This window comes from Geodermatophilus nigrescens (genome assembly GCF_900129495.1).
In the GTDB taxonomy this organism is placed as follows: Bacteria; Actinomycetota; Actinomycetes; order Mycobacteriales; family Geodermatophilaceae; genus Geodermatophilus; species Geodermatophilus nigrescens.
The window spans coordinates 211,942-237,176 of the sequence record NZ_FQVX01000001.1; the positions used below are offsets into that span (position 1 = coordinate 211,942).

Sequence of the window (25,235 nt, forward strand, 5' to 3'; positions counted from 1 at the left end):
CTCAGCGCAGGCGGTCGCGCACCACGTCGCCCACCAGGTCGCGGACGCCCTCCCAGAAGCCCAGGCCCCAGCCGACCTGCATGGCGACCAGCGCGGCCGGCACGGCGCGGCGGTCGGCGTCCTCGGGCGCGGTGCGCGCGATCGCCACCGACGCCGCGCCGACCGCCAGCGCGTACGGCGCGACGGCGGCCGCGGCGAGGCCCGGACGGCGCACGGCCACGCCGGCGGCCAGCGCCAGCCAGACCACCAGGGCGGGCGGGGCGAGGTGCCGCGGGCTGACGCCCTCGGGGTGCCGCAGCGCGACCGCCGGCTTGCCGCGGCCGTAGCGCCGGTACTGCCGCCACAGGTCGCCGATCGTCTCGCGGACGTTCCAGGCGATCTCGAGCCGCGGGTCGAACAGCAGCTCGCCGTGCGCTCGGGCCCGCTGGTCGAACTCGAAGTCCTCGTTGTTGGCGATCCGCTCGTCCCAGCCCTCGAGCTCGCGCACCAGCGCGAGCGGGTAGGCGCCGAAGGGCACGTGGTCGACGACGGTCTCCTCGGTGCCCCAGTGGTAGACCGAGCCGCCGACGGCGAGCTTCGAGTTGAGCACCGCGGCGATCGCCCGGCCGACGGGGGAGCGGCCGACGGCGGCCTTGCGCCCGCCCACGCCGGCCCAGCCGCCCTCGGAGAGCCGGGCGACGGCGTGCGCCACGTAGCCCTGCGGGATCGTCGAGTGCGCGTCGACGCGCACCATCCACGTGCCGCGGGCCGCGGCGACGGCGGCGTTCAGGCTCGCCGGGATCGACGCCACCGGGTTGGACACCACGACGACGCGCGGGTCGGCGGCGGCGCGGGCGTGCAGCAGCTCGGTGGTGCCGTCGGTCGAGCCGTTGTCGACGACGACGACCTCGAGGTCCACGCCCTCCTGGGACAGCACCGAGTCCAGGCAGGCGCCGATCGTGGCGACCTCGTCGCGGGCCGGGACCACCACGGTGACCTCGGGCGCCGCCGTGGCCGGGCCGGCGGGGGCGGCCTCGGGACGCGGTCCTGCAGCGGGTGCCATGCCTGCTCCTCCAGTCGTGCGGACCGCGCCGTTCGGTCACCGTCCGTGACGAGGAGATTAGCGGGTGGCTCGGGCGTCCCGGGGTCCCTCGGACGGGGCCACGTCACACGGACGGAGAGTGACCTGCACAACAGGTGACGGACGGAGTCCGGACACGTCGGCAGCACGAGTCGCCCACGCGTGACCAGTCCGCAACTGGATCGGGTCATGCACTGAGGGTGACGAACCACCGGTGGGTGTCACAGGAGTTCCGGCTCCGCTCACACGGACGTGGACGACTGCCCGTGCTGACACTCGGTAGCCGTTAGCGTCACCCACCGGTGGCTCGGACCACCGGTTCGGCGAGGGCGCGTGGCCCCGCCGGGAGGGGAGCAGGGGGAACATGACGGCGACACCGCGTGAATTCGGGACGCAGCCGTTCGACCTCCCGCTCGGGCGACCGCCCGCCGGCTCCGACGCGCCGGTCGCGGCGCCGTCCGACCCCGAGGTGGTCGCGGCGACCAGCCTGCCGCCGGTCCCCGCCGTCCGCACGCGGGAGAGCGCCGCGCCGCTGGACTCCGCCGCGCGCTTCGGCGTCCGGCCGCTGCTGCTGGGCCTCGACCTGCTGGCCGTGGCCGTGGGCCTGGTCGGCGCCGAGCTGGTCGGCCGCGGCCTCGGCGACGACTTCCCCGCGCGCAAGACGGCCGCCTTCGCCGCCGTCCTCCTGCTCGCCCTGGCCCAGGCCGGGCTCTACCGCTCGCGCCTGGCGCTCTCCGTGCTCGACGACCTGCCCGCCCTCGCCGGCCGGTGGACCGTGGCCGCCGGCATCGCGGTGCTCGGCCAGGTCCTGTGGTCCAACGCCCTGTGGCAGGACTACATCATCGACTGGCAGTTCCTCTGGGGCGCCCTGGCCATCGGTGTGCTGGTCGTCGCCCTCCGGGCGGTCGGCTACGCCGTGGTGCGCAAGCTGCGCCGCCGCCGGCTGGTCGTGCACCGCACGCTGATCGTCGGCGCCGGGCGGGTCGGGCACCAGGTGGCCGACATCCTGCGCGAGCACCCCGAGTACGGCCTGCACCCGGTCGGCTTCCTCGACGCCGACCCCCGCTACCTCGCCGGCCCGGCCGGCCTGCCCGTGCTCGGCACCCCGGCCGACCTCCCCGAGGAGCTGCGCGACGGGCGCGTGCACAACGTCGTCGTCGCCTTCTCCTCGATGAAGGAGTCGGAGATGGTGAAGCTGATCCGCACGTGCGACCGGTACCGCTGCGAGCTGTTCGTCGTCCCCCGGCTCTTCGAGCTGCACCACGTCGATGACGACATGGACACCGCCTGGGGCCTGCCGCTCGTGCGGCTGCGGCGCTCCACCTACCGCAGCCCCGCGTGGCGGGTGAAGCGGATGGTCGACGTCGCCGCCTCCGGGTTCGCTGTCGCCGTCCTCGCGCCGCTGCTCGGCCTCATCGCGCTCGCCGTCCGCCTCGACAGCGGCCCCGGGATCCTGTTCCGGCAGGAGCGGGTCGGCGTCGACGGCCGGACCTTCCAGGTGCTGAAGTTCCGGTCGATGCGCGCCACCGCGATGGAGTCGGCGACCACCTGGAACATCGCCCGCGACCCGCGGGTCACCCGGGTGGGCCGGTTCCTGCGCAAGACCTCGCTCGACGAGCTGCCCCAGCTGTTCAACATCCTGCGCGGCGACATGAGCATCGTCGGCCCGCGCCCCGAGCGGCCCCACTTCGTCGAGGAGTTCCGCAGCGCCTACCCGAGCTACGAGGCGCGCCACCGCGTGCCCTCGGGGCTCACCGGCTGGGCGCAGGTGCACGGCCTGCGCGGCGACACCTCCATCGCCGACCGGGCCCGCTTCGACAACTACTACATCGAGAACTGGTCGCTCTGGCTCGACCTGAAGATCATCCTGCGGACCTTCAGCTCGGTCTTCCGCGGCGCCGGCGGCTGAGCCGTCCGGTCGTCTCCCGGCCCGCGCCGTCCGCCACGGACGGCGCGGGCCCGGTCCTGCGCGGACCCCGTCACCGTGCGTCCAGTCGCCGATCACCGATGGGGGTCACCCGACCCGGTGCGACCAGGCCCGAGCGGGTTCCGCACCTGCGCCGTTCCCCCTAGCCTCGCTCGCGATCCCGCCTCACCTGGAGTAGCCACATGACCGAGAAGGTCGACGTCCCCACGTCCGAGATCCCCGTCGTCATCCTCTGCGGCGGCATGGGCACGCGCCTCCGTGAGGCGTCCGAGCAGCTGCCCAAGGGCCTGGTCGACATCGGCGGCCGGCCGGTGCTGTGGCACATCATGAAGACCTACAGCGCCCACGGCTACCGCCGGTTCGTCCTCTGCCTCGGCTACAAGGGCGACCTGATCAAGCAGTACTTCGTGGACCACCGGGCGCGGATGAACGACTTCACGCTCAAGATGCGCGGCGACCACGACCTCGAGTTCCACACCAACGTGGCCGAGGAGGACTGGGAGATCACCTTCGCCGAGACCGGCCTGACGACGGCGACCGGCGCCCGCATCGCCCGGGTGGCGCAGTACCTCGACGCCCCGCGCTTCGCCCTCACCTACGGCGACGGCGTCGGCGCGGTCGACCTCACCGCCGAGCTCAAGGCGCACATGGCCTCCGACAAGCTCGCCACCCTCACCGGCGTGCACCCCAGCGGCCGCTACGGCGAGATCGTCATCGACGGCGACGACGTCACCGCCTTCAACGAGAAGCAGCCCCAGACCGGCTTCATCAACGGCGGCTTCTTCCTCTTCGAGCGGCCCTTCGTCGACGAGTACCTCGACGCTGACGCCACCGACGAGATGCTCGAGCACTCGCCCCTGCAGCGGCTGGCCCGCGACGGCCGGCTCGGGATCTACCGCCACGAGGGCTTCTGGATGGGCATGGACACCTTCCGCGACTGGAAGGAGCTCAACGGCCTCTGGGACGACGGCAAGGCGGAGTGGAAGGTCTGGCAGGACTGATCCGCCCGGCCGGCCGGGACCTCCCCGGCCGGCCCCGGCCCCGCCCGGCGGCGCGGCCACCCCACACACCACCGACCGGTCCCGGACGCGGACCGGACAGCACACGGCAACGAGATCGGGGAACGACGTGCGAGTACTGGTCACCGGGACCGAGGGCTACCTCGGCTGCCTGACCGCGCAGGAGCTCATGCGGGCCGGGCACGACGTCATCGGCGTCGACACCGGCTACTACAAGAACGGCTGGCTCTACCCGGGCCTCGAGCACGTCCCCGAGACGCTGGCGCTCGACATCCGCAAGCTCGGCCCCGAGCACCTCGAGGGCGTCGAGGCGATCGTGCACATGGCCGAGCTGTCCAACGACCCGATCGGCGACCTGATCGGCGACGTCACCTACGACATCAACCACCACGGGTCGGTGCACCTGGCCCAGGTGGCGAAGGCCGCCGGCGTCCCGCGGTTCGTCTACATGAGCTCCTGCAGCGTGTACGGCGTCGCCGAGGGCACCGTCGACGAGAGCAGCCCGGTCTCCCCGCAGACCTCCTACGCCCGCTGCAAGGCGCTGGTGGAGAAGGACGTCTCGGCCCTGGCCACCGACGACTTCTCGCCCACGTTCCTGCGCAACGCCACCGCCTTCGGCGCCAGCCCGCGGATGCGCTTCGACATCGTGCTCAACAACCTGTCGGGCCTCGCCTGGACGACCGGCAAGATCGCCATGACCAGCGACGGCTCGCCGTGGCGGCCCCTGGTGCACGCGCTCGACATCGGCAAGGCCATCCGCATGACGCTGGAGAGCCCCCGCGAGCGGGTGCACGGCGAGATCTTCAACGTGGGCAGCGAGGGCAACAACTACCGCGTCCGCGACATCGCCGAGATCGTCGCCGCGGAGTTCCCCGGCTGCGAGCTGACCTTCGGCGACCCGAGCGCCGACAACCGCAGCTACCGCGTCGCCTTCGACCGGATCCGCCAGGTGCTGCCCGGCTACGACACCGACTGGGACGCCAAGGCCGGCGCCGCCCAGCTGCACGTGATCTTCAAGTCGATCGACATGGACGACGCGACCTTCACCGGCCGCGGCCACACCCGGCTCAAGCAGATCGAGTACCTCATGCGGACCGAGCAGGTCGACCCGCAGCTGTTCTGGAAGGCCGCCCTGTGAAGTACACGCCCCTCGGGGTGGACGGCGTCCACCTCGTCGAGATGACGCCGTTCACCGACGAGCGCGGCGCCTTCGCCCGCTCGTTCGACACGGCGGAGTTCGAGGCGCACGGCATGCGCTCCGAGGTCGCCCAGTGCAACGTCTCGTGGAACCACCGCGCGGGCACGCTGCGCGGGATGCACCTGTCGCTGCCCGGCCACCCGGAGTCGAAGTTCATCCGGTGCACCCGCGGCGCCATCGTCGACGTCGCCGTCGACGTGCGGCCGGACTCGCCCACCTACATGCAGCACGTGCAGGTGGAGCTCACCGCCGAGAACCGGCTGGGCCTCTACCTGCCGCCGCACCTCGCGCACGGCTACCAGACGCTGACCGACGACACCGAGGTGCTCTACATGGTCAGCGTCCCGTACGCGCCGGGCGCCGAGGTCGGCTACCGCTACGACGACCCCGCGTTCGCCATCACCTGGCCGCGCGAGGTCGCCGTGGTCAGCGACAAGGACGCCGCCTGGCCGGCCTTCGACGCCGACGCCAACGCCGAGCGCTTCCGCGCCGGGGTGCCCGCGTGAACCCCGTCGTCGGCGGGGCCGTCGACACGCTGCTGCTGCAGCGGCAGGCCGAGGGCCGCCCGGTCCGCATGGGCCTGGTCGGCGCCGGGTTCATGGCCAAGGGCCTGGTCAACCAGGTCGTCAACAGCACCCCGGGCGTGCAGCTGACCGTCGTCTGCAACCGGACGCCGGCCAAGGCGCACGCCATCGTCACCGAGGCCGGCGCCACGCCGGCCGCGGCCGAGTCGGTCGCCGACGTCGCCCGCATCGCCGCCGCCGGCGACGTCGCGGTCACCGACGACATCGCGCTGGTCACCGGCAGCGATGCCGTCGACGTCGTCGTGGACGCCACCGGCGCGGTCGACTTCGGCGCGGAGCTGGCGCTGGCCGCCATCGCGGGCGGCAAGCACCTGGTGCTGCTCAACGCCGAGGTGGACGCCACGCTCGGCCCGCTGCTGGTGACGAAGGCCGACGCGGCCGGCGTCGTCTACTCCGGGGCCGACGGCGACCAGCCCGGCGTGCAGGCCAACCTGATCCGGTTCGTCCGGCAGATCGGCCTGCGCCCGCTCGTGGCCGGCAACATCAAGGGCCTGCAGGACCCCTACCGCAACCCCACCACCCAGGAGGGGTTCGCCAAGCGCTGGGGCCAGGACCCGTGGATGGTCACGAGCTTCGCCGACGGCACCAAGGTCAGCGTCGAGCAGGCGCTGGTGGCCAACGCCTTCGGCCTGACCGTGCCCAAGCGGGGCCTCTACGCCATGGACCACACCGGTCACGTCGACGAGCTCGCGCAGCGCTACGACGTCGAGGAGCTGCAGGCCCTCGGCGGCGTCGTCGACTACGTGGTGGGCGCCAAGCCCGGCCCGGGCGTGTACGTCATGGGCACCCACGACGACCCCAAGCAGCGGCACTACCTCGAGCTCTACAAGCTCGGCACCGGGCCGCTGTACAGCTTCTACACGCCCTACCACCTGTGCCACTTCGAGGTGCCGACCACGGTGGCGCGGGTGGCGCTGCTCGGCGACGCGACGATCCGGCCCGCGGGTGCGCCGCAGGTCGACGTCGTGACGGTCGCCAAGACCGACCTCGCGGCCGGCACGGTGCTCGACCGGCCGGGCGGCTACCACTACTACGGGGAGGCCGAGCGGGCCGACGTCACGCACGCCGACCGGCTGCTGCCCGTGGGCCTGGCCGAGGGCTGCCGGCTGCTGCGCGACGTCGCCAAGGACGAGGTCGTCGGCTACGCCGACGTCGAGCTGCCCCAGGGCCGGCTCGTCGACCGGCTGCGCGCCGAGCAGGACGAGATGTTCTTCGGCAGCGCCGCGGCGGCGTCCCTGGCGGCCTCGCCCGCCTGACGCGACCGGGAACGACAGCGGGGGCCGCCTGACGACGTCAGGCGGCCCCCGCTGCGCGTTCAGACGGTGCCGGGGGTCTCCAGCTGCGCCAGCAGCGGGCGGACGGCGGCGGTCCAGGAGTGGTCCTCGCCGACGGCGCGCGCCCCGGCCAGCCCGAGCTCGGTGGCCCGGTCGGGGTCGCCGAGCAGCGCGACGATCTCCTGCGCCATCGCGGCGGGCTCGTCGGCGACGACGACGCCGCGGCCGACGAGGTCCTCGAGGCCCTCCGCGCCGATCGCCGTCGCGACGACCGGGCGCCCCGTGGCCAGCGCCTCGAGGATCTTCATGCGGGAGCCGCCGCCGGTCAGCAGCGGGGCCAGCGCGACGCGGGTGCGCTGGTACCAGGGCGCGAGGTCGGGCACGGTGCCGGTGACCTCGACCGACGGGCCGGCCAGCGCCTGAACGGCGGGCGCGGGGTTGCGGCCGACCAGCTGCAGACGAGCGCCGGGCACGGCCTCCACCACGCGCGGCCACACCTCGCGGGCGAACCACGCGGCGGCCTCGACGTTCGGGCCCCACGACAGCAGCGCCACGAAGCTCACCACCGGGTCCTGCGCCGGCGGCAGCGGGTCGGGCTCGTCCCAGGCGTTGGGCACGACGAGGACCCGCGGGTGGTCGACGATGCCGGCCAGCGTGTCGCGGTCGAGGTCGCTGACCACGGAGACGACGTCGGCGCGCCTCGTGCGGCTCTCCAGGCGGCGCAGCGCCCACGCCTCGGCGGCCCAGGCGACCTTCTTGACGCCCGTCGCGGAGGCGGCGATGCGCCCGGCCAGCGAGGACTCGATGTTCTGCATGTCCACGACGTACGTGCCGCGGCGCCCGGACGGCGCGTAGGGCATGAACTGGACGTGCCCGACCAGCGTCACGTCGGTGCCCTCGGCGACCGCCCCGCGGACGGTGGCGGCCAGCCGGCGGTCCCAGAAGCGGGCGGCGGTGATCGACTGCCCGACCCGCAGGCCGTCGAGCAGCCCGCGGACCGAGCGCTGCAGCGGGACGCTGCGGACGTCGATGCCCTCGGCGCGCAGGGGAGCGGCGTCGTCGTCGGGCGTCTCGAAGGCGCACAGCGTGACCTCGCCGTGCCGGCGGAGCGCCCGGACCAGCCCCAGCGTCCGCCGCTTGTCCCCGCTGTTGGGCGGCCAGGGGACGAACTTGGCCACGACGACGCTGCGCACTGCGGAGGACCTCCAGGAATCGGGACTCGATCGGACCGACCCAACCAGACCGGCGGGCGTCTCGGGGCGCCGCGCGGCCGCACCTCCCTCGATGTGACGTGTGTGGCACTCGATGAACGAGTACTCAGAGTGTTCTGGTCAACGCGCTCCGCATGTGTCAACCTGAAAACGTCACTGATGTGATTTGGCTACTCACGCCGAGTAGTCCCCACTCGACGCTGGAGCCCCGTGTCTTCCCACGCCCGCCGCCGCGCCGCCTCCCCGCTGCGCCGCACCACGGTCGCCGTCCTCTCCGCCACCGCCGTCATCGCCTCGCTGGCCGGCTGCCTGCCCGCCGCGGGCGCCCCCGCCGCGCAGGCCCCGACCGCCGCGACGACGTCCCCGCAGCCGGCCGCCGTGCCGCCCGTGACGACGCCCGCCCCGGTCCCGACGACGCCCGCCGAGGTCCCCCCGCCGCCCGCCCCCACCCCGGCGCCCGAGCCCGCGCCGGTGGAGGAGGAGGCCCCCGTGGCCGAGGCCGACACCGAGGCCCCCGCGGCCGAGGAGCAGGTGGCCGGGTCCGCCGCGGGCCTCGCCCCGGCCGAGGCGGCGCCGCCGCCGGTGCTCTCGCAGCCCGGCGCGGTCCCGGCCGCCGGCTGGTTCTCCGGCGCCTCCGGCTACGGCACGGTGAACGGCAGCTTCGGCAACTGGCGCGGCCGCCCGCTGGAGATCGCGGGCACCTGGGCCGACAACAACAACGACCAGGTCGGCCTCTGGACGCTCGACGAGTGGCGCGACTTCGACGGCCCCGTCGACATCGCCATCGGCGCCATCGGCCCCGGCGAGACGTGGGCCGCGGCCGCGCAGGGCGCCTACGACGCGCGGTGGCGGCAGTCGCTCATCAACCTCGAGGCCAAGCGCGGCGACCGCGGCACCGTCTACATCCGGTTCGCCCACGAGATGAACGGCAACTGGTACCCCTGGTCGGTCGACGCGTCCGAGGTGACCGCCTTCCGCCAGGCGTGGCAGCGGTTCCGTGCACTGCAGCAGCAGGTCTTCCCCGAGTCGCGGCTGGTCTTCAACGTCAACCGCGAGTCGGTGGGCGCCGGTGTCGACTGGCGGCAGATGTTCCCGGGTCAGGGCCAGGTCGACGTCATGAGCGTCGACTACTACAACCAGTGGCCGGCCGTCTCCACCGCCGCTGAGTGGGCGGCGAGCATGGACGACGTCGACCAGTGGGGAGCGCCCAAGGGTCTGGAGATGCACCGCCGGTTCGCCGAGTCCCAGGGCCTCCCGCTGGCCATCTCGGAGTGGTCGGGCAACGCGGACTTCACCGACACCGCGGCCTTCATGCAGGGCATGTACGACTTCTTCCGCACCCACGCCGGCACCGGCGCCGGGGACCTGCTCTACGAGGTCCTGTTCAACGTCGACGGCTACGACCTCAAGTTCTGGCTGTTCGGCAACGGCACCGTCCGGCTGGCCCAGTCCGCGGCCGCCTACCAGCGCCTCTGGTGACCGTTCGTCACCGCGGAGCGGCGCTGCGTTGGTGGCGCCGCTCCGCGGTGGCGACGTAGAGTGACGGAAGGCCCGGGGGCCGCGGTGCGTCGCCGACGCACCGGTGGGGCCCGGACGGCACGGTGCAGTGGGTCGGGGCCTCCCAGGTCCGGCTGCGGTCGGCGACTGTGACGGAGGGTCCACGTGGCGGCACCGACCGACCGGGACGGCGCGCACGCGTCCGTCCTCGACGACGTGGAGCAGCTGCCCACGCCCCGCCGGGGCCACTCCCGCGCGTACCTCGCCGGGGTCGCGGCCGCCGTCGTCGCCCTCCTGGTGCTCGTCGGGGTCATCGTGCTGAACGCCGGCGACGACGACGGGGGCGGCGGGACCGCCACCTCTGACCCGAGCGGGTCCGCCGCGCCCACCTGGCTGTCCGGGGCCGCGGGCACCGGCGTGGCCACCGGGGACTTCGCCGAGTGGCGGGGCAGCCCCGTGACGATCGTCGGCCAGTGGTCGGACACCAACGAGGCCATGGTCCACCTCTGGGGGATCGCCGAGGGCTCGGAGTGGGAGGACTACGAGGGCCCGATGGACGTCGCGATCGGCGCGATCGGCGAGGGCGAGTCCTGGGCCGCCGCCGCGCAGGGCGCCTACGACGACCGCTGGCGGCAGTCGCTGACCAACCTCCGCGAGATCCGCGGCGACCGCGGCACCGTCTACATCCGGTTCGCCCACGAGAGCAACGGCAACTGGTACCAGTGGTCGGTCGACGCGACCGAGGCCGCCGACTTCCGCGCCGCCTGGCAGCGGTTCCGGGCCCTCCAGCAGGAGGTCTTCCCCGAGGCGCAGCTGGTCTTCAACGTCAACCGCGAGTCGGTCAACAGCGGCATCGACTGGCGCGAGACCTTCCCCGGCGCCGAGTACGTCGACGTGTACAGCGTCGACTACTACAACCAGTGGCCCTTCGTCGGCACCGCCGAGGAGTGGGCTGAGAGCATGGACGACGTCGACCAGTGGGGCGCGCCCAAGGGCCTCGAGGCGCACCGGCAGTTCGCCGAGTCCGTCGGCCTGCCCATGGCGGTCTCCGAGTGGTCGAACAACGCCGAGTGGGGCGACTCGCCCGCCTTCATGCGGGGCATGCACGACTTCTTCGCCGAGCACTCCGGCGACGGCCCGGGCGAGCTGCTCTACGAGATCCTCTTCAACGTCGACGGCTACGACCACCAGTTCTACGTCTACGGCGACGACGTCCTGATGCCCGAGGCCGCGGAGGCCTACCGCGACCTCTGGTGAGCCTCAGCTCGCCCGGCGCACCCGGTCGCCCTCCCGCCGCGCGCGGGCGGGCCGGACGGTCGCCAGCGGGGCGAGCACGCGGCTCCCGGCCGGGACGTCCTGCATGACCAGGGCGCCCGGTCCGACCAGCACGTCGTCGCCCACCGTCACGCCGCCGATCACCATGGCGCCGGGGCCGAACTCCACGCGGTCGCCGATCACCGGCGCCCCGCCGTCCCGGGTGCCGGCGCCGAGGGTGACGTTGTGCCGCATCAGGCAGTCGTCGCCGACGACGGCGCCCTCGACGACCACCACCGAGTGCGGGTGCGGCAACCGCAGCCGGCGGCCGATGCGCGCGGTGTGCGGCAGCTCGACGTTGTAGAGCCCCTTCACCAGCATCCACGCCAGGCGGCACAGCGGCCGGGCCGCGCGCGCCAGCGGCGACCTGCTCGTGTGGGCCGCCCGGCTGAGCCGGTGCACCACCAGCGCCTGCATGCCGGTGGCCGCGGGGTTGTGCCGGTGGGTGCGGAGGTCCTCACGGACGAGGTGCCACACCGAGGTCTGCGCGTCGCCTGCCACACCGCCACCATGCCACGATGCAACAGGGGGTTGCACCCCCGGGTCGCCCGGTTCAGCGAACGGGGGAGGTGCTCCCGTCAACGGCCGGCGGGGCGCCGTCCGCTGTCGCAGGCACGGCCGGCGCACGGTCGGCGGGCACGGCGTCGGCCGGGACCGCGTCCGGGGCGCTCGTGCCCGCGGTGGCGCCCGGCGGGATCGCCGAGGACCGGCTGAGCCGGTCCTTGAGCCGCAGGAACGGCCGCTCGACGAGCAGGTAGCTCAGCGTCGCGGCGGCGAACGCGGCCGGGACCGCCAGCGGCGTCGTGCCGACGACCGGCAGCGCGATGTCCTCGGGTGCGAGGAACAGCTGCTGCCAGAGGTACAGGCTGTAGGAGATCAGGCCGACCGCGGTCAGCACGCGCCAGCGCAGCACCCGCGTGAAGACGCTCGGCGTCTCCCGCGTCACCGCCACGAGCAGCAGCACGCCGCCGCCGAGGGTGACCACCGTGAGGCCGAAGGGGAGCTCCCAGTAGCCGCCGAAGCGCTTGGACAACAGCGAGGAGCCGACGATCGCCACCAGGGCCAGCGGCACGGTCGCGCGGGCCCCCGCCAGGCCGCGCAGGCGCGCCCAGGCGGCCGGGTAGGCGGTGGGCAGCAGGGCCAGCAGGCAGCCGAGCAGCAGGGCGTCGGCGCGCGCGTGGAACATCATCCAGACGTCGTCGCGGGCGCTCTCGACCAGCACGTAGTTGCCGAGGCGGATGGCGGGCGCGGCCACCAGGTAGGCGACGGCGATCCACACCGCGCGCTGCGGGCGCAGGAACGCCAGGGCCAGCGGCCACAGCAGGTAGAACTGCTCCTCGATGGCCAGCGACCACGTGTGGCCCAGCCACCAGCCGTCGGCCGCGGGGGAGTAGTCCCACACGAACAGGCCGGCCGAGAGCAGCTGCGCGCCGCTGACGTCGACCGCCCCGGCGACGCCGAGCAGCGCCACCACGGTGAGGAAGACGTAGAACGCGGGCAGGATCCGCAGCGTCCGGCGCAGGTAGAAGGCGCCGAAGTCGACCCGGCCGGTGCGCGCCCGCTCGCGGGTGAGGATGCCGGTGATCAGGTAGCCGCTGAGGACGAAGAACAGCGTGACGCCGACGGCGCCGCTCGAGACGGCCGACAGCAGGCGCGGGACGCCTGCCTCCTCGTCGGTGAAGGCGCCGATGGTGTGGTCGCCCACCACCAGCAGCACCGCGATCCCGCGCAGCCCGTCCAGCGTCGCCAGGCGGCGTCCTGCACTCACCGGGAGCTCTCCGTCCCCGCGCCGACCAGGTCGTCCGCCCGCCGCTCGTCCGGGTCCCCGGGCGGTGCCGGGCGCGCGACGGCCGGCATGAGGCAGATGAAGAAGAGCGTGATGAACACCTGGGTGTGCTGGAGGAACGAGGCGTTCACGTAGACGTAGAGGACGAGCAGGCCGAGCGTCCACGGCCGGTCGCGCACCCCGCGGCCGAGCATCAGGAGCAGGGCGCCGAGGATGCCGACGACGCCGAGCAGCCCGTACTCGAAGGCCACCTTCGGGATGATCGGCTGCGTGACCGCGGTGAGCCCCTCGGCCTCGAGGTGGTCGTTGGCCGTGCCCGCGCCGTGCCCCACCGCGGCGCTGACCGGGTCCTCGATGGAGGGCGGCAGCAGCTCGTAGTAGGGCTGGACGAGCCGGATGCTGGAGCTGGTGTTGGAGTCGCCGGCCTCGGTGGAGCGGTCGAGGTAGCGCTCGCCCAGCGGCGTCAGGAACGCCACGACCGCGGCGACGGCGAGCGCCGGCACGATCGCCAGCAGGTTGCGCCGGCGGCTGCGGGTGAAGGCCAGGACCACGACGGCGGGGATGAGCACGACGAAGCCGCTGCCGGCCAGCGGCGGCACCATCCCGACCAGCAGGACGGTGATCACCAGCCAGTGCGCGCGCCGCCACAGCGCCAGCGCGGCCGCGGCGCCGAGGAACAGGCTGAGGAACGACGGCTCGAGGAAGACGATGCCGTTGGACCGGTAGATCGCCTCGCCGTACGCGATCGGGTCGGCGGTGTTGTAGTCGACCAGCAGCAGTCCCTCGGGGACGAACCACAGCATCCGGTCCTCGTAGGGGATGCCGGCGTACTGCGACGCGAGCTGGCCGATCGAGACCACCGCGAAGAACGTCATCAGGCCGAGGAAGACCTTCTCCACGCGCTCCACGGCGGCGGGCGTGATGTCGGCGGCGACGGCGGCCACCACGTACAGCACGACGATCAGGGCGAGGGAGAACAGCGAGGGCATGCCGCCCAGGACCACCTGGGCGAGCGTGCAGACCGCCGCCGCGCCCCAGACCACGGCGAGGAGCCGCAGGTTGCCGAGGGAGAAGCGGAACTCACCGGTGCGCAGGCCGACGGCGAGGAGGAACAGGACCACCGGCACCATGACCGGGGCCTGCTCCTCCGTGACCGGCACCCCGAGGCGCTGGAGGAGGATCGAGAGCACCAGCAGCGCGATCGTGCAGGGGGCCGTGTCGCGCACCGAGCGCCCCGGGCTCCGGGACGCGCGCACCGTGGACGTCATCTAGTCGCGCGCCCGCAGGTTCCGCCTCCGGCCGAGGAGGAAGAACACGATGCAGAGCCCGATGGCGAGCCCGAGGCCCGCCCCGAGCACCACCGTCGTGGTCAGCGGCAGCGACGACGGCGCCTCCGGCGTGGTGGCCTGCCGCATGAGGAAGGCCTGGCCGGTGAAGGCGTCGGCGGCGGCCCGCAGGCTCTCCTGCTGGCCGATCAGGTCGGCCAGCCGGGTCTGCGCGTCGGCGCTGCGGGCGGCGGCGCGGTCGGCGCGGCCCTGGGTGATGGCGTAGGCCGGGGAGTTGACGTTCAGGCCGGCCAGCTCGCGGTTGACCGCGTCCAGCTCGCCGTTGGCCGCGTTCAGCTCACCGGTGAGCCGGTCGATCGAGCTCTGCAGCAGGTCGGCCTGCTGGCGCAGCGCGTCGGCCCCGGAGACCCGCACGTAGTCGGTGTAGGCCGTGGTGACGGTCTCCGTCGTCGCCCGCGCCTCCTCGGCGTCGGCGCCGCTGCCGGTGATCACGATCCGGCTGGTGCCCTCCTGGATCTCGACGCTGACCACCTCGCGGAGGTCGTCCTCGTCGACGCCCAGGGTGGAGGCCGCGCTGCTGATGACCGGGTCGGACTCGATGACCTCCGCCTGGTCGACGACCTGCCGGTCGAGGGCGTTGGGGTCGGTCACCGGGTTGTCGTCGCCGAGGTACTCCAGGGCGCCGGGCGACCACAGCAGATGGGACTCGCTGCTGTAGACCGGGTCGGTCAGCGAGGCGCCGGCACCGGCCGCGGCCGCCCCGAGGAGCGTGGCGAGCGTGGTGATGACCACGGCCTGGCGGGTCCGCGGCCGCATCCCGGGGCGCTTGGACGGTGCCGGGCCGGAGGATGCGGGATACTGGGGTCCGCGCTCTGGTTCGTCGGCAGAGGACATGCCGAGGGCAGGGGGCGTTCCGGTCGCAGTCAGCAGAGCCTCCACAGTCGGTGCCCGCGAGGGGATCTCCCCTCGGACAAGCGGGCAGTCATGGGCGAGCATCCGACGGTAGTGCAGTTCCGTTTCCAGAAGTAGGCGTGCGAGCGTCGTCACGGTCTCGTGGGGCAGGATCACCCGATCGGGTCGGGGGAACGGGACCAGCCGTTACCGTGTCGTCCGTGAGCGCGGTGTCCGTGGCCGGGGGCCGGCGTGGAACGGTCGTCCGGCTGGCCCGTCGTGCGGGCTGGGGCGTCGTCGACCAGGCCCTGTCGAGCTTCAGCAACCTGGCGTTGTCCCTGGTCGTGGCCCGGGCGGTGGACGCGCACGACTTCGGCGCCTTCACCGTCGCGTTCAGCGTCTTCTCCGTCGCCGTCCTGCTCTCGCGCAGCCTGACCGGGCAGCCGCTGGCCATCCGGTTCGCCGGCGAGGACGCCGCGGCCTTCCGCCGCGCGGCCGGCTCGTCCACCGGCACGGCGCTCACGCTGGGTGCTGCCGCCGGTGCGGCCGTCGTCGTCCTCGGGCTCGTCCTCGGCGACACGGTGGGCCCGGCCCTGGTGACCGTCGGGCTGCTGCTGCCCGCCCTCCTGCTGCACGACTCGTGGCGGGCGGCGTTCGCCGCGCAGGGCCGCCAGGACCAGGCCGCCCTCATCGACGGCGCGTGGGTGGTCCTGCAGCTCGCCGGGGTCGCGGCGCTGTGGTGGGCCGGCGTCGAGCACACCGTCCTGTACCTGGCGGTGTGGGGCGGTGCCTCGGCGTGCGCGGCGGTGTTCGGCGCCCTCCGCGGCCGGGCCTGGCCGCAGGTGTCGCGCACCGCCTCGTGGCTGCGCGCCCACTGGGACATGACCCGCTTCCTGCTCTTCGAGTCGATGCTCGTCCAGGGCGCCATGCAGGGCGCGCTGCTGCTGGTCGGCGTCCTCGGGAGCCTGAGCGCGGTCGGCGCCCTGCGCGGGGCCGCGGTGCTCGTGGGCCCGGTGTCGCTGGTGGCGATGAGCGCCTTCTCCTTCTGCGTGCCGGAACTCGCCCGCCGCCGCGGCCTGCCCGCGCGGCGCAAGGTCCAGCTCGCCCTCGCGATCGGCACCGTGATGGCCGCGGTCGGGCTGGCGTGGGGCGTCGTCGCCCTGGTGCTGCCCGACGCCGCCGGCGTCGCGCTGCTCGGCGACTCGTGGCCCGGCGTGGAGTCGGTGCTGTGGCCCACGGTCATCGGCCAGATCGCCAACCTCTTCGCCATCGGCGCCACCTGCGTCCTGCTGTCGATGGGCGCCACCCGCGCCGTCTTCGGCATCAACGCCACCGTGGCCGTGCTGCTGGTCGTCCTCGGTGTCGGCGGGCTGCTGCTCGGCGGGGCGGTCGGCGCGGCGTGGGGCTTCATGGCCGCGTACTGGCTCGTCATGCCGCTGTCGTTCCGCGCCATGTGGCGGCTGGTGCACCGGCCGGACGCCGCGGGGGACACGGCGGGGGACACGGCGGTCGCCGGGACCCCGGACGCCGGTGCCGGCCCGGGGGCCGCGGCCGTGGCCGTGTCGCCCGGACGGGAGAACTGACACGTCTCGATCGCCCGGTGCGGGCGCGGCGACCGTAGGGTCGGCGCCGCAGACGGGGGCGAGGGAGCGGAGGACGGGGATGGCCGGTCGGGGAGCGGACGACGCACGTCCCGTGCTGATCGTCCGGGGCCACACCGCCGGGGCGGCGGCCGCCCGGCCCGACGGCGCCCCGGCGGAGCGCGCCGTCGACTACGTGCTGCTCCGTGACGAGCTGGACGCGCGCATCCTCGACCTCGCCGACGTGGAGGCGAGCCGGCTCGCCCGGCTCGTCCGCCGCGTCGCCGGCACCTACGCGGCCCTGTCGGTCACCGCCTTCCGCCGGCGGGACTCGGCGACGGCGTTCGTCAGCAACTCCGAGAACGAGGCCATCATCATCGGCCTGCTGCTCAAGCTCACCCGCCGCCGCATCCCCGTCGTCGCGGTCGGGCAGTACCCCGCGAAGCGGCAGAAGTGGGCGGCCTGGCGGCTGGCCAAGGTGCACACCCACATCCACCGCCTCCTGCCGCTGGGCACCGTGCAGGCCGAGCGGCTGCACGCACTGGGCCTGCCGCGGGAGAAGGTCGAGGTGCTGCCCTACGGCATCGACACCGACTACTGGCACCCCGACCGCGCCACCGTGCCGGAGGGGCCCCGCCCCTACGTCATGGCCGCCGGGTTGCAGCACCGCGACTACGCCACGCTGGTCCGCGCGGCCGAGGGCCTCGGCGTCGACCTGCTCATCGCGGCGGCGAGCCCGTGGAGCAAGAGCGCCGACCAGATGAGCGGGACGCCGCAGCCGGACTGGGTGCGCGTCGAGTCGCCGTCCCTGGCCGAGCTGCGCGACGCCTACGCGGGCGCGCTTGCCGTCGTCGCCCCGGTCGTGGAGACCGACTTCCCCGCCGGGACGACGTCGGTGCTCGAGGCGATGGCCATGGGCAAGCCGGTCGTGGCCGCCCGCTCCGAGGGCGCCGGCGACGTGGTCGCCGACCGGCGGCGGGTGCTGCGGCGCGGTCCGCTGCGGGCGACGTCGGCCACCTACGCCGGGCGGTTCGGCTCCCCGTCCGCGCAGGGGCAGACCGGCCTGTACTTCCCGGTCGGCGACGCCGACGAGCTGCACTCGGTCCTGCGCTGGGTGATCGACCACCCCGAGGAGGCGGCCGCCATCGGCGCCCGCGGGCGGGTCGTGGTCGAGGAGGTCCACCGCGTGCAGGACTACGTCGGCCGCATCGCCGACGCCGTCCGCAGCGGGGTCGCTCAGGGCGCCGCGGCGACCTCGCGGTAGACCTCGCGCATCCGGCCGGCGACCTGCTCGGCCGTGAAGTCGCGGTAGCGCTCGGCGCCCCGGGCGCGCAGCGCGGCGGCGAGCGACGGGTCGGCGAGCACCCCGCCCAGCGCGTCGGCGATCTCGTCGGCCTCCGTGGGGTCGACCAGTCGGGCGGCACCCCCGGCGACCTCGCGCATGGGGTCGCGGTCGGAGGTGACGACCGGCGCGCCGAACACGAAGCCCTCGATGATCGGCAGGCCGAAGCCCTCCTCGAGGCTGGTGGCCAGCACGCAGGCGCTGTCGGCGTAGAGGGCGGCGAGCTCGGCGTCGGTCTGGCGCGGGAGGAACGTGATGCCCTCGTCGGGGCCGACGTCCCAGACCGCGGCGCCGTCGGGGACGCCGATGACCTTCAGGTCGACGTCGGGGTGCTCGCGCCGGACCTGCCGGAACGCCTCGATCACCCGTCCGGTGTTGCGGTGGGCGGCCGTGCCGCCGCGGTGCAGCACGTAGCGCCGCCCGCTGCCGCCGGCCGGGCGCTCGGGGAGCGAGGCGGCGAACCCGTCGACGGTGTTGTAGACGACGGAGGAGGCCACGCCGCGCTCGTCGAGCAGCCGCGCGGTCGTCTCGCTGACGCTGACCACCGCCTCCGACCGCAGCGTGGCGTACTTGAACGCCCAGCGCGCGTAGCCGAAGGCGACGCGCTCCTTCGGCGTGAGCCCCGCCGCCGCGTCCGGCTCGAGGAACACCAGGTCGTGCACGGTGGTGACGGACGGCAGGCCGCGGGTGTGCACCGCCCGGGTGTTGTACGGGAAGTGGATGACGTGGCAGCCCAGGCGCCTGGCCAGCGCCGGGATCGCGACCTGCTCCCACACGATGAGGTTGCGCGGGGGCAGCCGGTGCAGCGTCACGTGCTCCGGCGTGCCCTCCGACACCCACGCGGTGTCCTCGGGGACCGCCACGGAGACGTCGACGTCGGGGGCGTGCAGGGACAGCGCCCGCACCAGCTCACCGGCGAACCGGCCGAACCCGTAGGGCTTGCCCAGGAAGAACCCGTCGACGAGGACGTGGGGACGCGTCACCCCTGGACAACCGTCCGACGCCCGTGAGGGTTCCCGGGAGGAGCTCATGCGTCCGGATCATGCCAGGGGGCAACGGCGGGTTGCCACCCTCTCCCGGGTGGGTCAGGCGGGGACGTCGGCCGGCTGCCCGCCCCAGAGCCGGGCGCCGCGGGCGACCTCGGCCCAGTCGGTGCCGGAGGCCACGTAGCCGGTCTCGACGTGCGTGGCCAGGTTGGGCGAGGGGCCCACCAGGAGCCGGCGGTTGCCCGCGCGCCGGTGCGAGCGGAGGTTGGTGGCCAGCATGAACGGGGCCATGAACGCCTCGCGCAGCCTCTCGCGGGGCGTGCCGGGCGCCCCGCCCACGAGGTCGCGCGCCAGCCGCCGGTAGGAGTACGGCTCGAAGCCCTGGTAGACGAGGCAGGTGTCGTGGTCGCGGAACATGTTCCGGTGCGGCACCGTGCACCAGCGGAAGATGCCGCGGTCGGCGCGCAGCGACCCGATGCGGGCGCCGAAGGTGGCGGTGGTGCTGTAGAAGCGGATCCACTCGTGGTCGCCCACCCGCCACGGCGGGAGGCTCGTCCAGGTGCGCGGGTGGTGCAGCGACGGGTCGGGCTGCGTGTGCGGCGCGTCGGGGCTGCTGCCGTAGAGGCCCAGGTAGTCGGCCTCCGGCAGCTCCGCGGCGGCCTGCTCGAGCGCGGCGAACGCCTCGGGCCGGTAGAGGAAGTCGTCCTCGCTGAACCAGACGACGTCGGTGTCGGGCCAGCGCCCGTCGAGGGCGAGGTCGAGCGCCGCGGCGTAGGACTCGTGCACGCCGACGCCGGGCAGCTCCACGATCGTGCCGTGCTCGCGCATGACGGCCACGCGGTCCTCGGCGATCGGGCCGTTGTTGACGAAGACGACCTCGACGTCCCCGGCGACCTGCTCCGCGGCCCGCAGGAACGACCAGAGGCAGGCCTTCTTGTCGAAGTACTCCGGCCGGCCCTTCCGGTTGTCGCCGCCGTAGGAGCGGTAGATCAGACGCAGCGCCACCCTGCCCAGCACTCCCTCGGGTACCCATGTCCGTTGCGCCGCGCAACGGAACGGCAGAGAACGTTCTACACCGGAAACGGGCCGTAGCCGCAACCCCCGTTTCCCCGCTGTGACCGAACGGGTGTCCGGCGGGTCAGGAGGTCGTCCACTCCAGCAGCTCGTCGGCCGTCCAGGTGTTGACCACCCGGTCGGGGTCGACGCCGGTCTCCACGGCCCGCTCGCAGCCGTTGCCCTGCCAGTCGAGCTGGCCGGGTGCGTGGGCGTCGGTGTCGACGGCGAACGAGCAGCCCAGCTCGACGGCGAGCGACAGCAGGCGCAGCGGCGGGTCGAGCCGCTCGGGCCGGGAGTTGATCTCGACGGCGGTGCCGTGCTCGACGCAGGCGGAGAACACCGCCTCGGCGTCGAAGGCGCTCTCGGGGCGCGGGCGCTGGCGCCGGCCCTCCCGCTGTTCGCGCGGGATCAGCAGCCGGCCGGTGCAGTGGCCGAGGACGTCGGTGTGCGGGTTCTCGACGGCGGCGAGCATGCGCTCGGTCATCGCGGCCGACTCGGCGCGCAGGTCGGAGTGCACGCTCGCGACGACGACGTCGAGGCGGCCGAGCAGCTCGTCGGTCTGGTCGAGGCTGCCGTCGGTGTGGATGTCGCACTCGATGCCGGTGAGCAGCCGGAACGGGGCGAGTTCCTCGTTGAGCGCGGCGACGACGTCGAGCTGGCGCTCCAGGCGCTCCGCCGTCAGCCCGTTGGCGACGGTCAGGCGCGGCGAGTGGTCGGTGAGCGCCATGTACTCGTGGCCGAGGGCGATCGCGGCCTCGGCCATCTCGCGGATCGGGCTGCCGCCGTCGGACCAGTCGGAGTGGGTGTGCAGGTCGCCGCGCAGGGCGGCGCGGAACTCCGCGACGTCGTCGGCGAGCGGGACCAGCTCGGCGTACGCGTCCTCGAGGCGGGCCAGGTACTCGGGCACCTCGCCGGCGTGCGCCTGCACGATCGCGGCGCCGGTCTTGGGGCCGATGCCGCGCAGGTCGGTCAGCGTCCGGGTGGCGATCCGCCGCTCGAGCTCGCCCTCGGGCAGCGCGTCGACGACGGCGGCGGCGGTGCGGAACGCCGCCACCCGGTGCGTGGGCTCGCGGGCGCGCTCCAGGAGGAAGGCGATCCTCCGGAGCGCGGCCGCGGGCGTCAGGAGCGTGCTCAGCTGGCCTTCTTCAGCTGCTTCTGGGCCTTCTTCTCCGCCTTGGCGGCGCGCTTCTGGGCCTGCTCGAGGCTCTTCTCGGTGGCGGCGCCGGCGCGCTTGGCGGCGCGCTTGGCCCGGTAGCCCACCGACGGGCGGCCCTCGGTGTCGACGGCGGCGATGAGCAGGCCGCCGAGGAGTCCGGCGTTCTTGAGGAAGTTCGACAGCTGGCCGAAGCGCTCCTCCGGGTCCTCGTGCTCCCAGAAGCGGTGCCCCGCGAGGGTCGTGGGGACGATGCTGCCGGCCAGCGCGAGGGCGCTGAGGCGGGGGAGCTTGCCGAGGGCGAACAGCGCGCCCGCGCCCACCTTGATGCCGGCGTCGATCCTCACCCACTGCTCGACGTCGCGCGGGACCTGGACCGGGAGCTGCTCGTCGGCGGTCTTGGTGATCGTGTCGACGACCGGCTGCGCGCCCGGGACCCGCGTCTGCGGGTTCCGGAGGGTGTCGACGCCGCCGTAGACGAACGATGCGGCGAGCAGGGGCCGGGCGATCCGGCGGACCAACATGGGGACCTCTTCCGTCGATGGGCTGACCGTGTGTCCCCTCATGCCCGTGCGGCGCGCCGGGACACCCTGCTCCGGAACCTAGTGACCGGCGTCGCGTCCCGCTCGGTGGTCAGCGCGGGCGGTAGACGACCAGCGGCGGCCGGGCCCGGACGGTGAACGCCGTCGCCGCCTCCCGGGCGCGGCCGCCGAGGTGCACCGGCCGCGGGCCCGACCACAGGTGCACCCGCACCTCCCGGCCGGCGAGGACCGGCCGGCCGCCGGGCGCGAGCACCGCGCGGAGGCGGGCGAACGGCACGTCGGCGCGCACGCACCGGACGTCGAGCGGGCCGCCCGACCGCCCGGGGGCGACGGACAGGGCCCACACCTCCGCCGGCCGGCCGTCGACGACCACGCCCACCGGCGTCGCGTCCCGGAGCGCCCGCGCCGCCGCCCGGGAGCCGGGCGGGAGGCGCAGGCCGACGACGGCGGGACCGGTGACGAGCGCGCCGTCCACCTCCGCGACGTCCACCGCCGCCGCGGAGCCCGCCGCGACCGCGGCCGCGGTCCCCTCCGGCGCCCCGCCGAGGGGCCCCGTGCCGCCGAACACGGCCAGCGGCAGCCCGTGCTCCGCGGCGACGGCGGCGGCCGCGGCGACGGCGTCCTCGTCGCCGGCCACGCCGAGCGCCCGGGCACGGCCGCCGCGGGCGGCGTCGCGGAGCGCGTCCGGCCCGCGGTCGAGCACCTCGGCGTCCGGCAGCAGCCGTCGGACGTCCGCCGCGGCGGCGGGCGTGGCCACGACGACCAGGCCGCCCCCGCGGGGCAGCGCGGGCGCCTCGGGGGCCGCCGCGGGCGGCGTCGGCGGCGGGCGGAGCCGCCGCCCGGCCAGCGCCAGACCTGCTCCGATCGCCAGGCCGGAGACGACGTCGCCCGGGTAGTGCACGCCCACGTGCACCCGCGAGTAGCCGACGGCGAGGGCCAGCGGGCCGACGGCGGCCCCGGCCATCGGGCTCTCCAGGACCACCCCGGTGGCGAAGGCGCCGGCGGAGGCGGAGTGGCCGCTCGGGAAGGAGAAGGTGTGCGGCGCCCGCGGCAGCGCGCGGCCGGCCGACAGGTTGGCCATGTCCGGCCGCACCCGGCCGAAGACGCGCTTGAGGACGGTGTTCACGACGGTGCTGGCGACCGTCAGCGAGCCGAGGCCGCGCAGCGCCGCCCGGCGCGAGGGGCCCCGGCGCAGCGCCAGCAGCAGCGCGACGGCGAACCACAGCCGCCCGTGGTCGGCGCTGCGGGTGAGCCGGCGCAGCCACCGGTCGGCGGGGGACTCCGGCAGCGCCCCGACGGCGGCGTGCAGCCGCGCGTCCCAGTAGCGGAGCCGCAGCGGGGTCACGGGCGGGACGTTACGGCCCCGTCCGGATGGGCGCTCAGGCCTTCCGGCGTGCCCGGTAAGCCGCGACGGTGGAGCGGCTGGCGCAGGTGTTGGAGCAGTACCGCCGGCTGGCGTTGCGGGAGGTGTCGACGTAGACGTCGTCGCAGCCCTCGGCCGAGCAGACGCCCAGTCGCTGCCACCCGTGCTGCACGACGACCTGGGACAGGCCCATGGCGACCGTCGTCGTCAGCTGCTCGAGCGCCGGGGCGTCGGGGCGGGCGTAGTGCAGGTGCAGCTCGCCGTCGTGGTCGGTGGCGTAGGGGTGCGGACGGGCGAGGGCGAGCAGCTCGTTGAGCCGCTCGAGGACCTCCGCCTGCGAGCCCGCCAGGGCGACCGCGCGGACGAGGTCGGCGGTGGCCGCGGCGCGCCGGGCCTCGGCGGGGGAGAGGTCCAGCGCGGTCTGTGGCGTGAACCACTCGTCGTGGGCGCGCAGGAACGCGGGGGCCCACTCGCCGTCGCGCTCGACGTTGGCCAGGTGGATGGCCAGCTCCACGGCGTTCGACCCGTAGGTGTCGTAGTCCATGTGACTCCCTACCGCCCTGCTACTGTCGTAGGGGGTCAACGTGACTTGACCGCCTACTGTTCCGGTTTCCGCGTGTACTGAAGTGAGCTCTGCCGTGCGTTCGTACCTGTCCGTCTGGCGCCTGCCGTCGGCCCCCGTCCTGCTGCTCGCCGGCTTCGCCGGCCGGTTGCCCTCGGCGATGGTCCCGCTGGCGCTGCTGCTCATGGTGCAGCAGCAGACGGGGTCCTACGCCGTCGCCGGCCTCGCGTCGGCCACCTACGGCCTCGCGATGGCCGCGATGGCGCCCGTCCTCGGCCGGCTGGCCGACCGCCGCACCCCGCGGCCGGTCCTGCTGGCCCAGGCCGCCGCCTACCCGCTGCTGCTGGTCCTGCTCGTCGCCGTCGTCCTGGGCGGCGCGCCCACGCCGGCCGTCGTCGCCGCCGCGGCCGCCGCCGGCGCCGCGACGCCGCTGGTGTCGGGCACCGTCCGGGCGCTGTGGTCGCGGGTCGACCCCGCCGTCCGCGGCACCGCCTACGCCCTCGACGCCACCGCCACCGAGCTGGTCTTCGTCGCCGGTCCCACGGTCGTCGCCGCGCTGGCCGTGCTGGCGAGTCCCGCGTGGGCGCTCGCCGTCGCCGGCACCCTCGCCGTCTGCGGCGCCCTCGCCATCGCGACGTCGGGTGCCATGCGCCGCTGGGTGCCCGTGCCGGCCGTCGAGCGCACCAGCCCCTTCGCCACCGTGCTCGCCCCCGGCATGCCGCGGGTGCTCGTCAGCGGCTCGGCGCTGATGCTCGGCTTCGGCGCGCTCGAGGTCGCCATCCCGGCGTTCGCCGACGAGTCCGGCTCGCCGGGCCTGTCGGGCCTGCTGCTGGCGCTGTGGTCGCTCGGCTCGGTGGCCGGCGGGCTCTGGTTCGGCGCCCGCGTGGTCAGCGCCTCGCTCCCGCGCCAGTACCGGTGGCTGCTGCTCGGCGTGACGATCGGCCTGGCGCCGCTCGTCGCGGCGTCGAGCCCCTGGGTGCTGGGCGCCCTGCTGTTCCTCGGCGGCACAGCCATCGCGCCGACGCTCACCGTGCAGAGCTCGCTGGTGGGTTCGCTGGCCCCGGCGCACGCCACCACGGAGGCGTTCACCTGGCTGTCGACCATGGCCACCGGTGCCTCCGCGCTGGGCGCGGCGTTCGGCGGCGCGCTGATCGACTCCTCCGGCGTCACCGGGAGCCTGCTCCTGGCCGTCGCGGGCGCCGCGGCCGCCGTCGTCGTCACGCTGGTGCCCGGCCGGGCCGCGCCGGCCCGGCCGCGGGAGCGGGTGGCCGCCTGACCTGCGCTCCCGGCCCGGGGACCCCCCGGGCTGGGAGTCGCTCCGGAGGCGCTGGTAGTCTCTTCTCTCGGTGGTACCGGGGGAACTCGGACCCCGGGAGGCTTCGCCTAGTCCGGTCTATGGCGCCGCACTGCTAATGCGGTTTGGGTTAATCCCCATCCCGGGTTCAAATCCCGGAGCCTCCGCGCACGACAACTGAACACTCCGCACCCGTAGCTCAACGGATAGAGCATCTGACTACGGATCAGAAGGTTAGGGGTTCGAATCCCTTCGGGTGCACGTCTGGTTGAGACAGCACAGCGGCCCCGCACTCCCCGGAGTGCGGGGC

The 25,235-nt window shown here is 74.5% G+C and carries 22 protein-coding genes and 2 tRNA genes; 12 read left to right on the top strand and 12 right to left on the bottom strand.

Going from position 1 to position 25,235, the window contains the following annotated elements:
* Position 1: 1 nt before the first annotated feature.
* Positions 2–1,042, bottom strand: a complete 1,041-nt coding sequence (locus BUE37_RS00980; RefSeq protein ID WP_073418018.1) for a glycosyltransferase — start codon at positions 1,040–1,042, stop codon at positions 2–4.
* A gap of 382 nt (positions 1,043–1,424) precedes the next feature.
* Here BUE37_RS00980 and BUE37_RS00985 point away from each other — a divergent pair, with 382 nt between their 5' ends.
* The 5 genes from BUE37_RS00985 (at position 1,425) to BUE37_RS01005 (ending at position 7,044) form a co-directional block, all read left to right on the top strand.
* A complete protein-coding gene (locus BUE37_RS00985; protein WP_083628130.1) occupies positions 1,425–2,969 on the top strand; it encodes an exopolysaccharide biosynthesis polyprenyl glycosylphosphotransferase in 1,545 nt (514 codons plus the stop codon).
* A gap of 200 nt (positions 2,970–3,169) precedes the next feature.
* Positions 3,170–3,988 carry a sugar phosphate nucleotidyltransferase gene (locus BUE37_RS00990; RefSeq protein WP_073418020.1) on the top strand — a complete coding sequence of 273 codons (819 nt, stop codon included), beginning with the start codon at positions 3,170–3,172 and terminating at the stop codon, positions 3,986–3,988.
* 127 nt (positions 3,989–4,115) lie between these two features.
* Positions 4,116–5,144, top strand: coding sequence for an NAD-dependent epimerase/dehydratase family protein (locus BUE37_RS00995; RefSeq protein WP_073418022.1), 1,029 nt, complete (start codon positions 4,116–4,118; stop codon positions 5,142–5,144).
* Entirely contained in the window at positions 5,141–5,710 is a 570-nt protein-coding gene (locus BUE37_RS01000; protein ID WP_073418024.1) for a dTDP-4-dehydrorhamnose 3,5-epimerase family protein, read from the top strand. Before BUE37_RS00995 ends, BUE37_RS01000 begins: the two co-directional genes overlap by 4 nt.
* Positions 5,707–7,044 (top strand): NAD(P)H-dependent oxidoreductase, encoded by a 1,338-nt coding sequence (locus tag BUE37_RS01005; protein ID WP_245794224.1) that lies wholly within the window; start codon positions 5,707–5,709, stop codon positions 7,042–7,044. The genes BUE37_RS01000 and BUE37_RS01005 overlap by 4 nt, the downstream gene beginning before the upstream one ends.
* 59 nt (positions 7,045–7,103) lie before the next feature.
* Here BUE37_RS01005 and BUE37_RS01010 read toward each other — a convergent pair whose 3' ends face one another.
* On the bottom strand, positions 7,104–8,255 hold the full coding sequence (locus tag BUE37_RS01010; RefSeq protein WP_073418026.1) for a glycosyltransferase: 1,152 nt from the start codon (positions 8,253–8,255) through the stop codon (positions 7,104–7,106).
* Between the two features lie 228 nt (positions 8,256–8,483).
* Between BUE37_RS01010 and BUE37_RS01015 the strand changes: the two genes are divergently transcribed.
* A complete protein-coding gene (locus tag BUE37_RS01015; RefSeq protein WP_073418028.1) occupies positions 8,484–9,752 on the top strand; it encodes a glycosyl hydrolase in 1,269 nt (422 codons plus the stop codon).
* Between the two features lie 183 nt (positions 9,753–9,935).
* Positions 9,936–11,027, top strand: a complete 1,092-nt coding sequence (locus BUE37_RS01020) for a glycosyl hydrolase (protein ID WP_073418030.1) — start codon at positions 9,936–9,938, stop codon at positions 11,025–11,027.
* Between the two features lie 3 nt (positions 11,028–11,030).
* Here the strand turns inward: BUE37_RS01020 and BUE37_RS01025 are convergent, their stop codons facing one another.
* From BUE37_RS01025 to BUE37_RS01040, 4 genes are read right to left on the bottom strand one after another with little or no spacing between them, the layout of a single operon-like run.
* Positions 11,031–11,585, bottom strand: coding sequence for a serine O-acetyltransferase (locus BUE37_RS01025; RefSeq protein ID WP_073418032.1), 555 nt, complete (start codon positions 11,583–11,585; stop codon positions 11,031–11,033).
* Positions 11,586–11,637: 52 nt separating this feature from the next.
* Positions 11,638–12,852 (bottom strand): acyltransferase family protein, encoded by a 1,215-nt coding sequence (locus BUE37_RS01030; RefSeq protein WP_073418034.1) that lies wholly within the window; start codon positions 12,850–12,852, stop codon positions 11,638–11,640.
* Positions 12,849–14,096, bottom strand: coding sequence for a hypothetical protein (locus tag BUE37_RS23585; protein ID WP_175562768.1), 1,248 nt, complete (start codon positions 14,094–14,096; stop codon positions 12,849–12,851). The genes BUE37_RS01030 and BUE37_RS23585 overlap by 4 nt, the downstream gene beginning before the upstream one ends.
* Positions 14,097–14,138: 42 nt before the next feature.
* Positions 14,139–14,972, bottom strand: coding sequence for a GumC domain-containing protein (locus BUE37_RS01040; RefSeq protein WP_139252780.1), 834 nt, complete (start codon positions 14,970–14,972; stop codon positions 14,139–14,141).
* Between the two features lie 296 nt (positions 14,973–15,268).
* On the opposite strand from BUE37_RS01040, the gene BUE37_RS01045 reads away from it, so the two are divergent.
* Both BUE37_RS01045 and BUE37_RS01050 read left to right on the top strand, forming a co-directional pair.
* Entirely contained in the window at positions 15,269–16,630 is a 1,362-nt protein-coding gene (locus BUE37_RS01045) for an MATE family efflux transporter (RefSeq protein ID WP_139252781.1), read from the top strand.
* Between the two features lie 112 nt (positions 16,631–16,742).
* Entirely contained in the window at positions 16,743–17,891 is a 1,149-nt protein-coding gene (locus BUE37_RS01050) for a glycosyltransferase family 4 protein (protein WP_073418041.1), read from the top strand.
* Here BUE37_RS01050 and BUE37_RS01055 read toward each other — a convergent pair.
* The 6 genes from BUE37_RS01055 to BUE37_RS01080 form a co-directional block, all read right to left on the bottom strand.
* The gene (locus BUE37_RS01055) at positions 17,864–18,952 is read right to left on the bottom strand and encodes a glycosyltransferase family 4 protein (protein WP_073418043.1); all 1,089 of its coding nucleotides are present in this window, start codon (positions 18,950–18,952) and stop codon (positions 17,864–17,866) included. The two genes, BUE37_RS01050 and BUE37_RS01055, sit on opposite strands and share 28 nt — an antisense overlap.
* Positions 18,953–19,054: 102 nt before the next feature.
* Positions 19,055–19,960 carry a hypothetical protein gene (locus tag BUE37_RS01060; RefSeq protein ID WP_073418045.1) on the bottom strand — a complete coding sequence of 302 codons (906 nt, stop codon included), beginning with the start codon at positions 19,958–19,960 and terminating at the stop codon, positions 19,055–19,057.
* A 133-nt stretch (positions 19,961–20,093) separates the two neighbouring features.
* A complete protein-coding gene (locus BUE37_RS01065) occupies positions 20,094–21,146 on the bottom strand; it encodes a PHP domain-containing protein (protein WP_217651146.1) in 1,053 nt (350 codons plus the stop codon).
* Complete coding sequence (locus tag BUE37_RS01070; protein WP_083628138.1) at positions 21,143–21,688, bottom strand: DoxX family protein; 546 nt, start codon at positions 21,686–21,688, stop codon at positions 21,143–21,145. The genes BUE37_RS01065 and BUE37_RS01070 overlap by 4 nt, the downstream gene beginning before the upstream one ends.
* 109 nt (positions 21,689–21,797) lie before the next feature.
* Positions 21,798–23,051, bottom strand: a complete 1,254-nt coding sequence (locus BUE37_RS01075) for a phosphatase PAP2 family protein (protein ID WP_083628140.1) — start codon at positions 23,049–23,051, stop codon at positions 21,798–21,800.
* Between the two features lie 34 nt (positions 23,052–23,085).
* Entirely contained in the window at positions 23,086–23,613 is a 528-nt protein-coding gene (locus tag BUE37_RS01080; protein ID WP_073418047.1) for a CGNR zinc finger domain-containing protein, read from the bottom strand.
* A 94-nt stretch (positions 23,614–23,707) separates the two neighbouring features.
* Between BUE37_RS01080 and BUE37_RS01085 the strand changes: the two genes are divergently transcribed.
* The 3 genes from BUE37_RS01085 (at position 23,708) to BUE37_RS01095 (ending at position 25,186) form a co-directional block, all read left to right on the top strand.
* The gene (locus BUE37_RS01085; protein ID WP_083628142.1) at positions 23,708–24,907 is read left to right on the top strand and encodes an MFS transporter; all 1,200 of its coding nucleotides are present in this window, start codon (positions 23,708–23,710) and stop codon (positions 24,905–24,907) included.
* A gap of 96 nt (positions 24,908–25,003) precedes the next feature.
* A tRNA-Ser gene (locus tag BUE37_RS01090) sits at positions 25,004–25,092 on the top strand.
* A gap of 21 nt (positions 25,093–25,113) precedes the next feature.
* A tRNA-Arg gene (locus tag BUE37_RS01095) sits at positions 25,114–25,186 on the top strand.
* The last annotated feature ends 49 nt before the right edge of the window (positions 25,187–25,235 follow it).

Excerpts from the sequence above, each read along its gene's own strand:
- BUE37_RS00980 (WP_073418018.1), bottom strand. The coding sequence starts at position 1,042 with ATGGCACCCGCTGCAGGACCGCGTCCCGAGGCCGCCCCCGCCGGCCCG.
- BUE37_RS00985 (WP_083628130.1), top strand. The coding sequence starts at position 1,425 with ATGACGGCGACACCGCGTGAATTCGGGACGCAGCCGTTCGACCTCCCG.
- BUE37_RS00990 (WP_073418020.1), top strand. The coding sequence starts at position 3,170 with ATGACCGAGAAGGTCGACGTCCCCACGTCCGAGATCCCCGTCGTCATC.
- BUE37_RS01040 (WP_139252780.1), bottom strand. The coding sequence starts at position 14,972 with ATGCGGCCGCGGACCCGCCAGGCCGTGGTCATCACCACGCTCGCCACG.
- BUE37_RS01070 (WP_083628138.1), bottom strand. The coding sequence starts at position 21,688 with ATGTTGGTCCGCCGGATCGCCCGGCCCCTGCTCGCCGCATCGTTCGTC.
- BUE37_RS01080 (WP_073418047.1), bottom strand. The coding sequence starts at position 23,613 with ATGGACTACGACACCTACGGGTCGAACGCCGTGGAGCTGGCCATCCAC.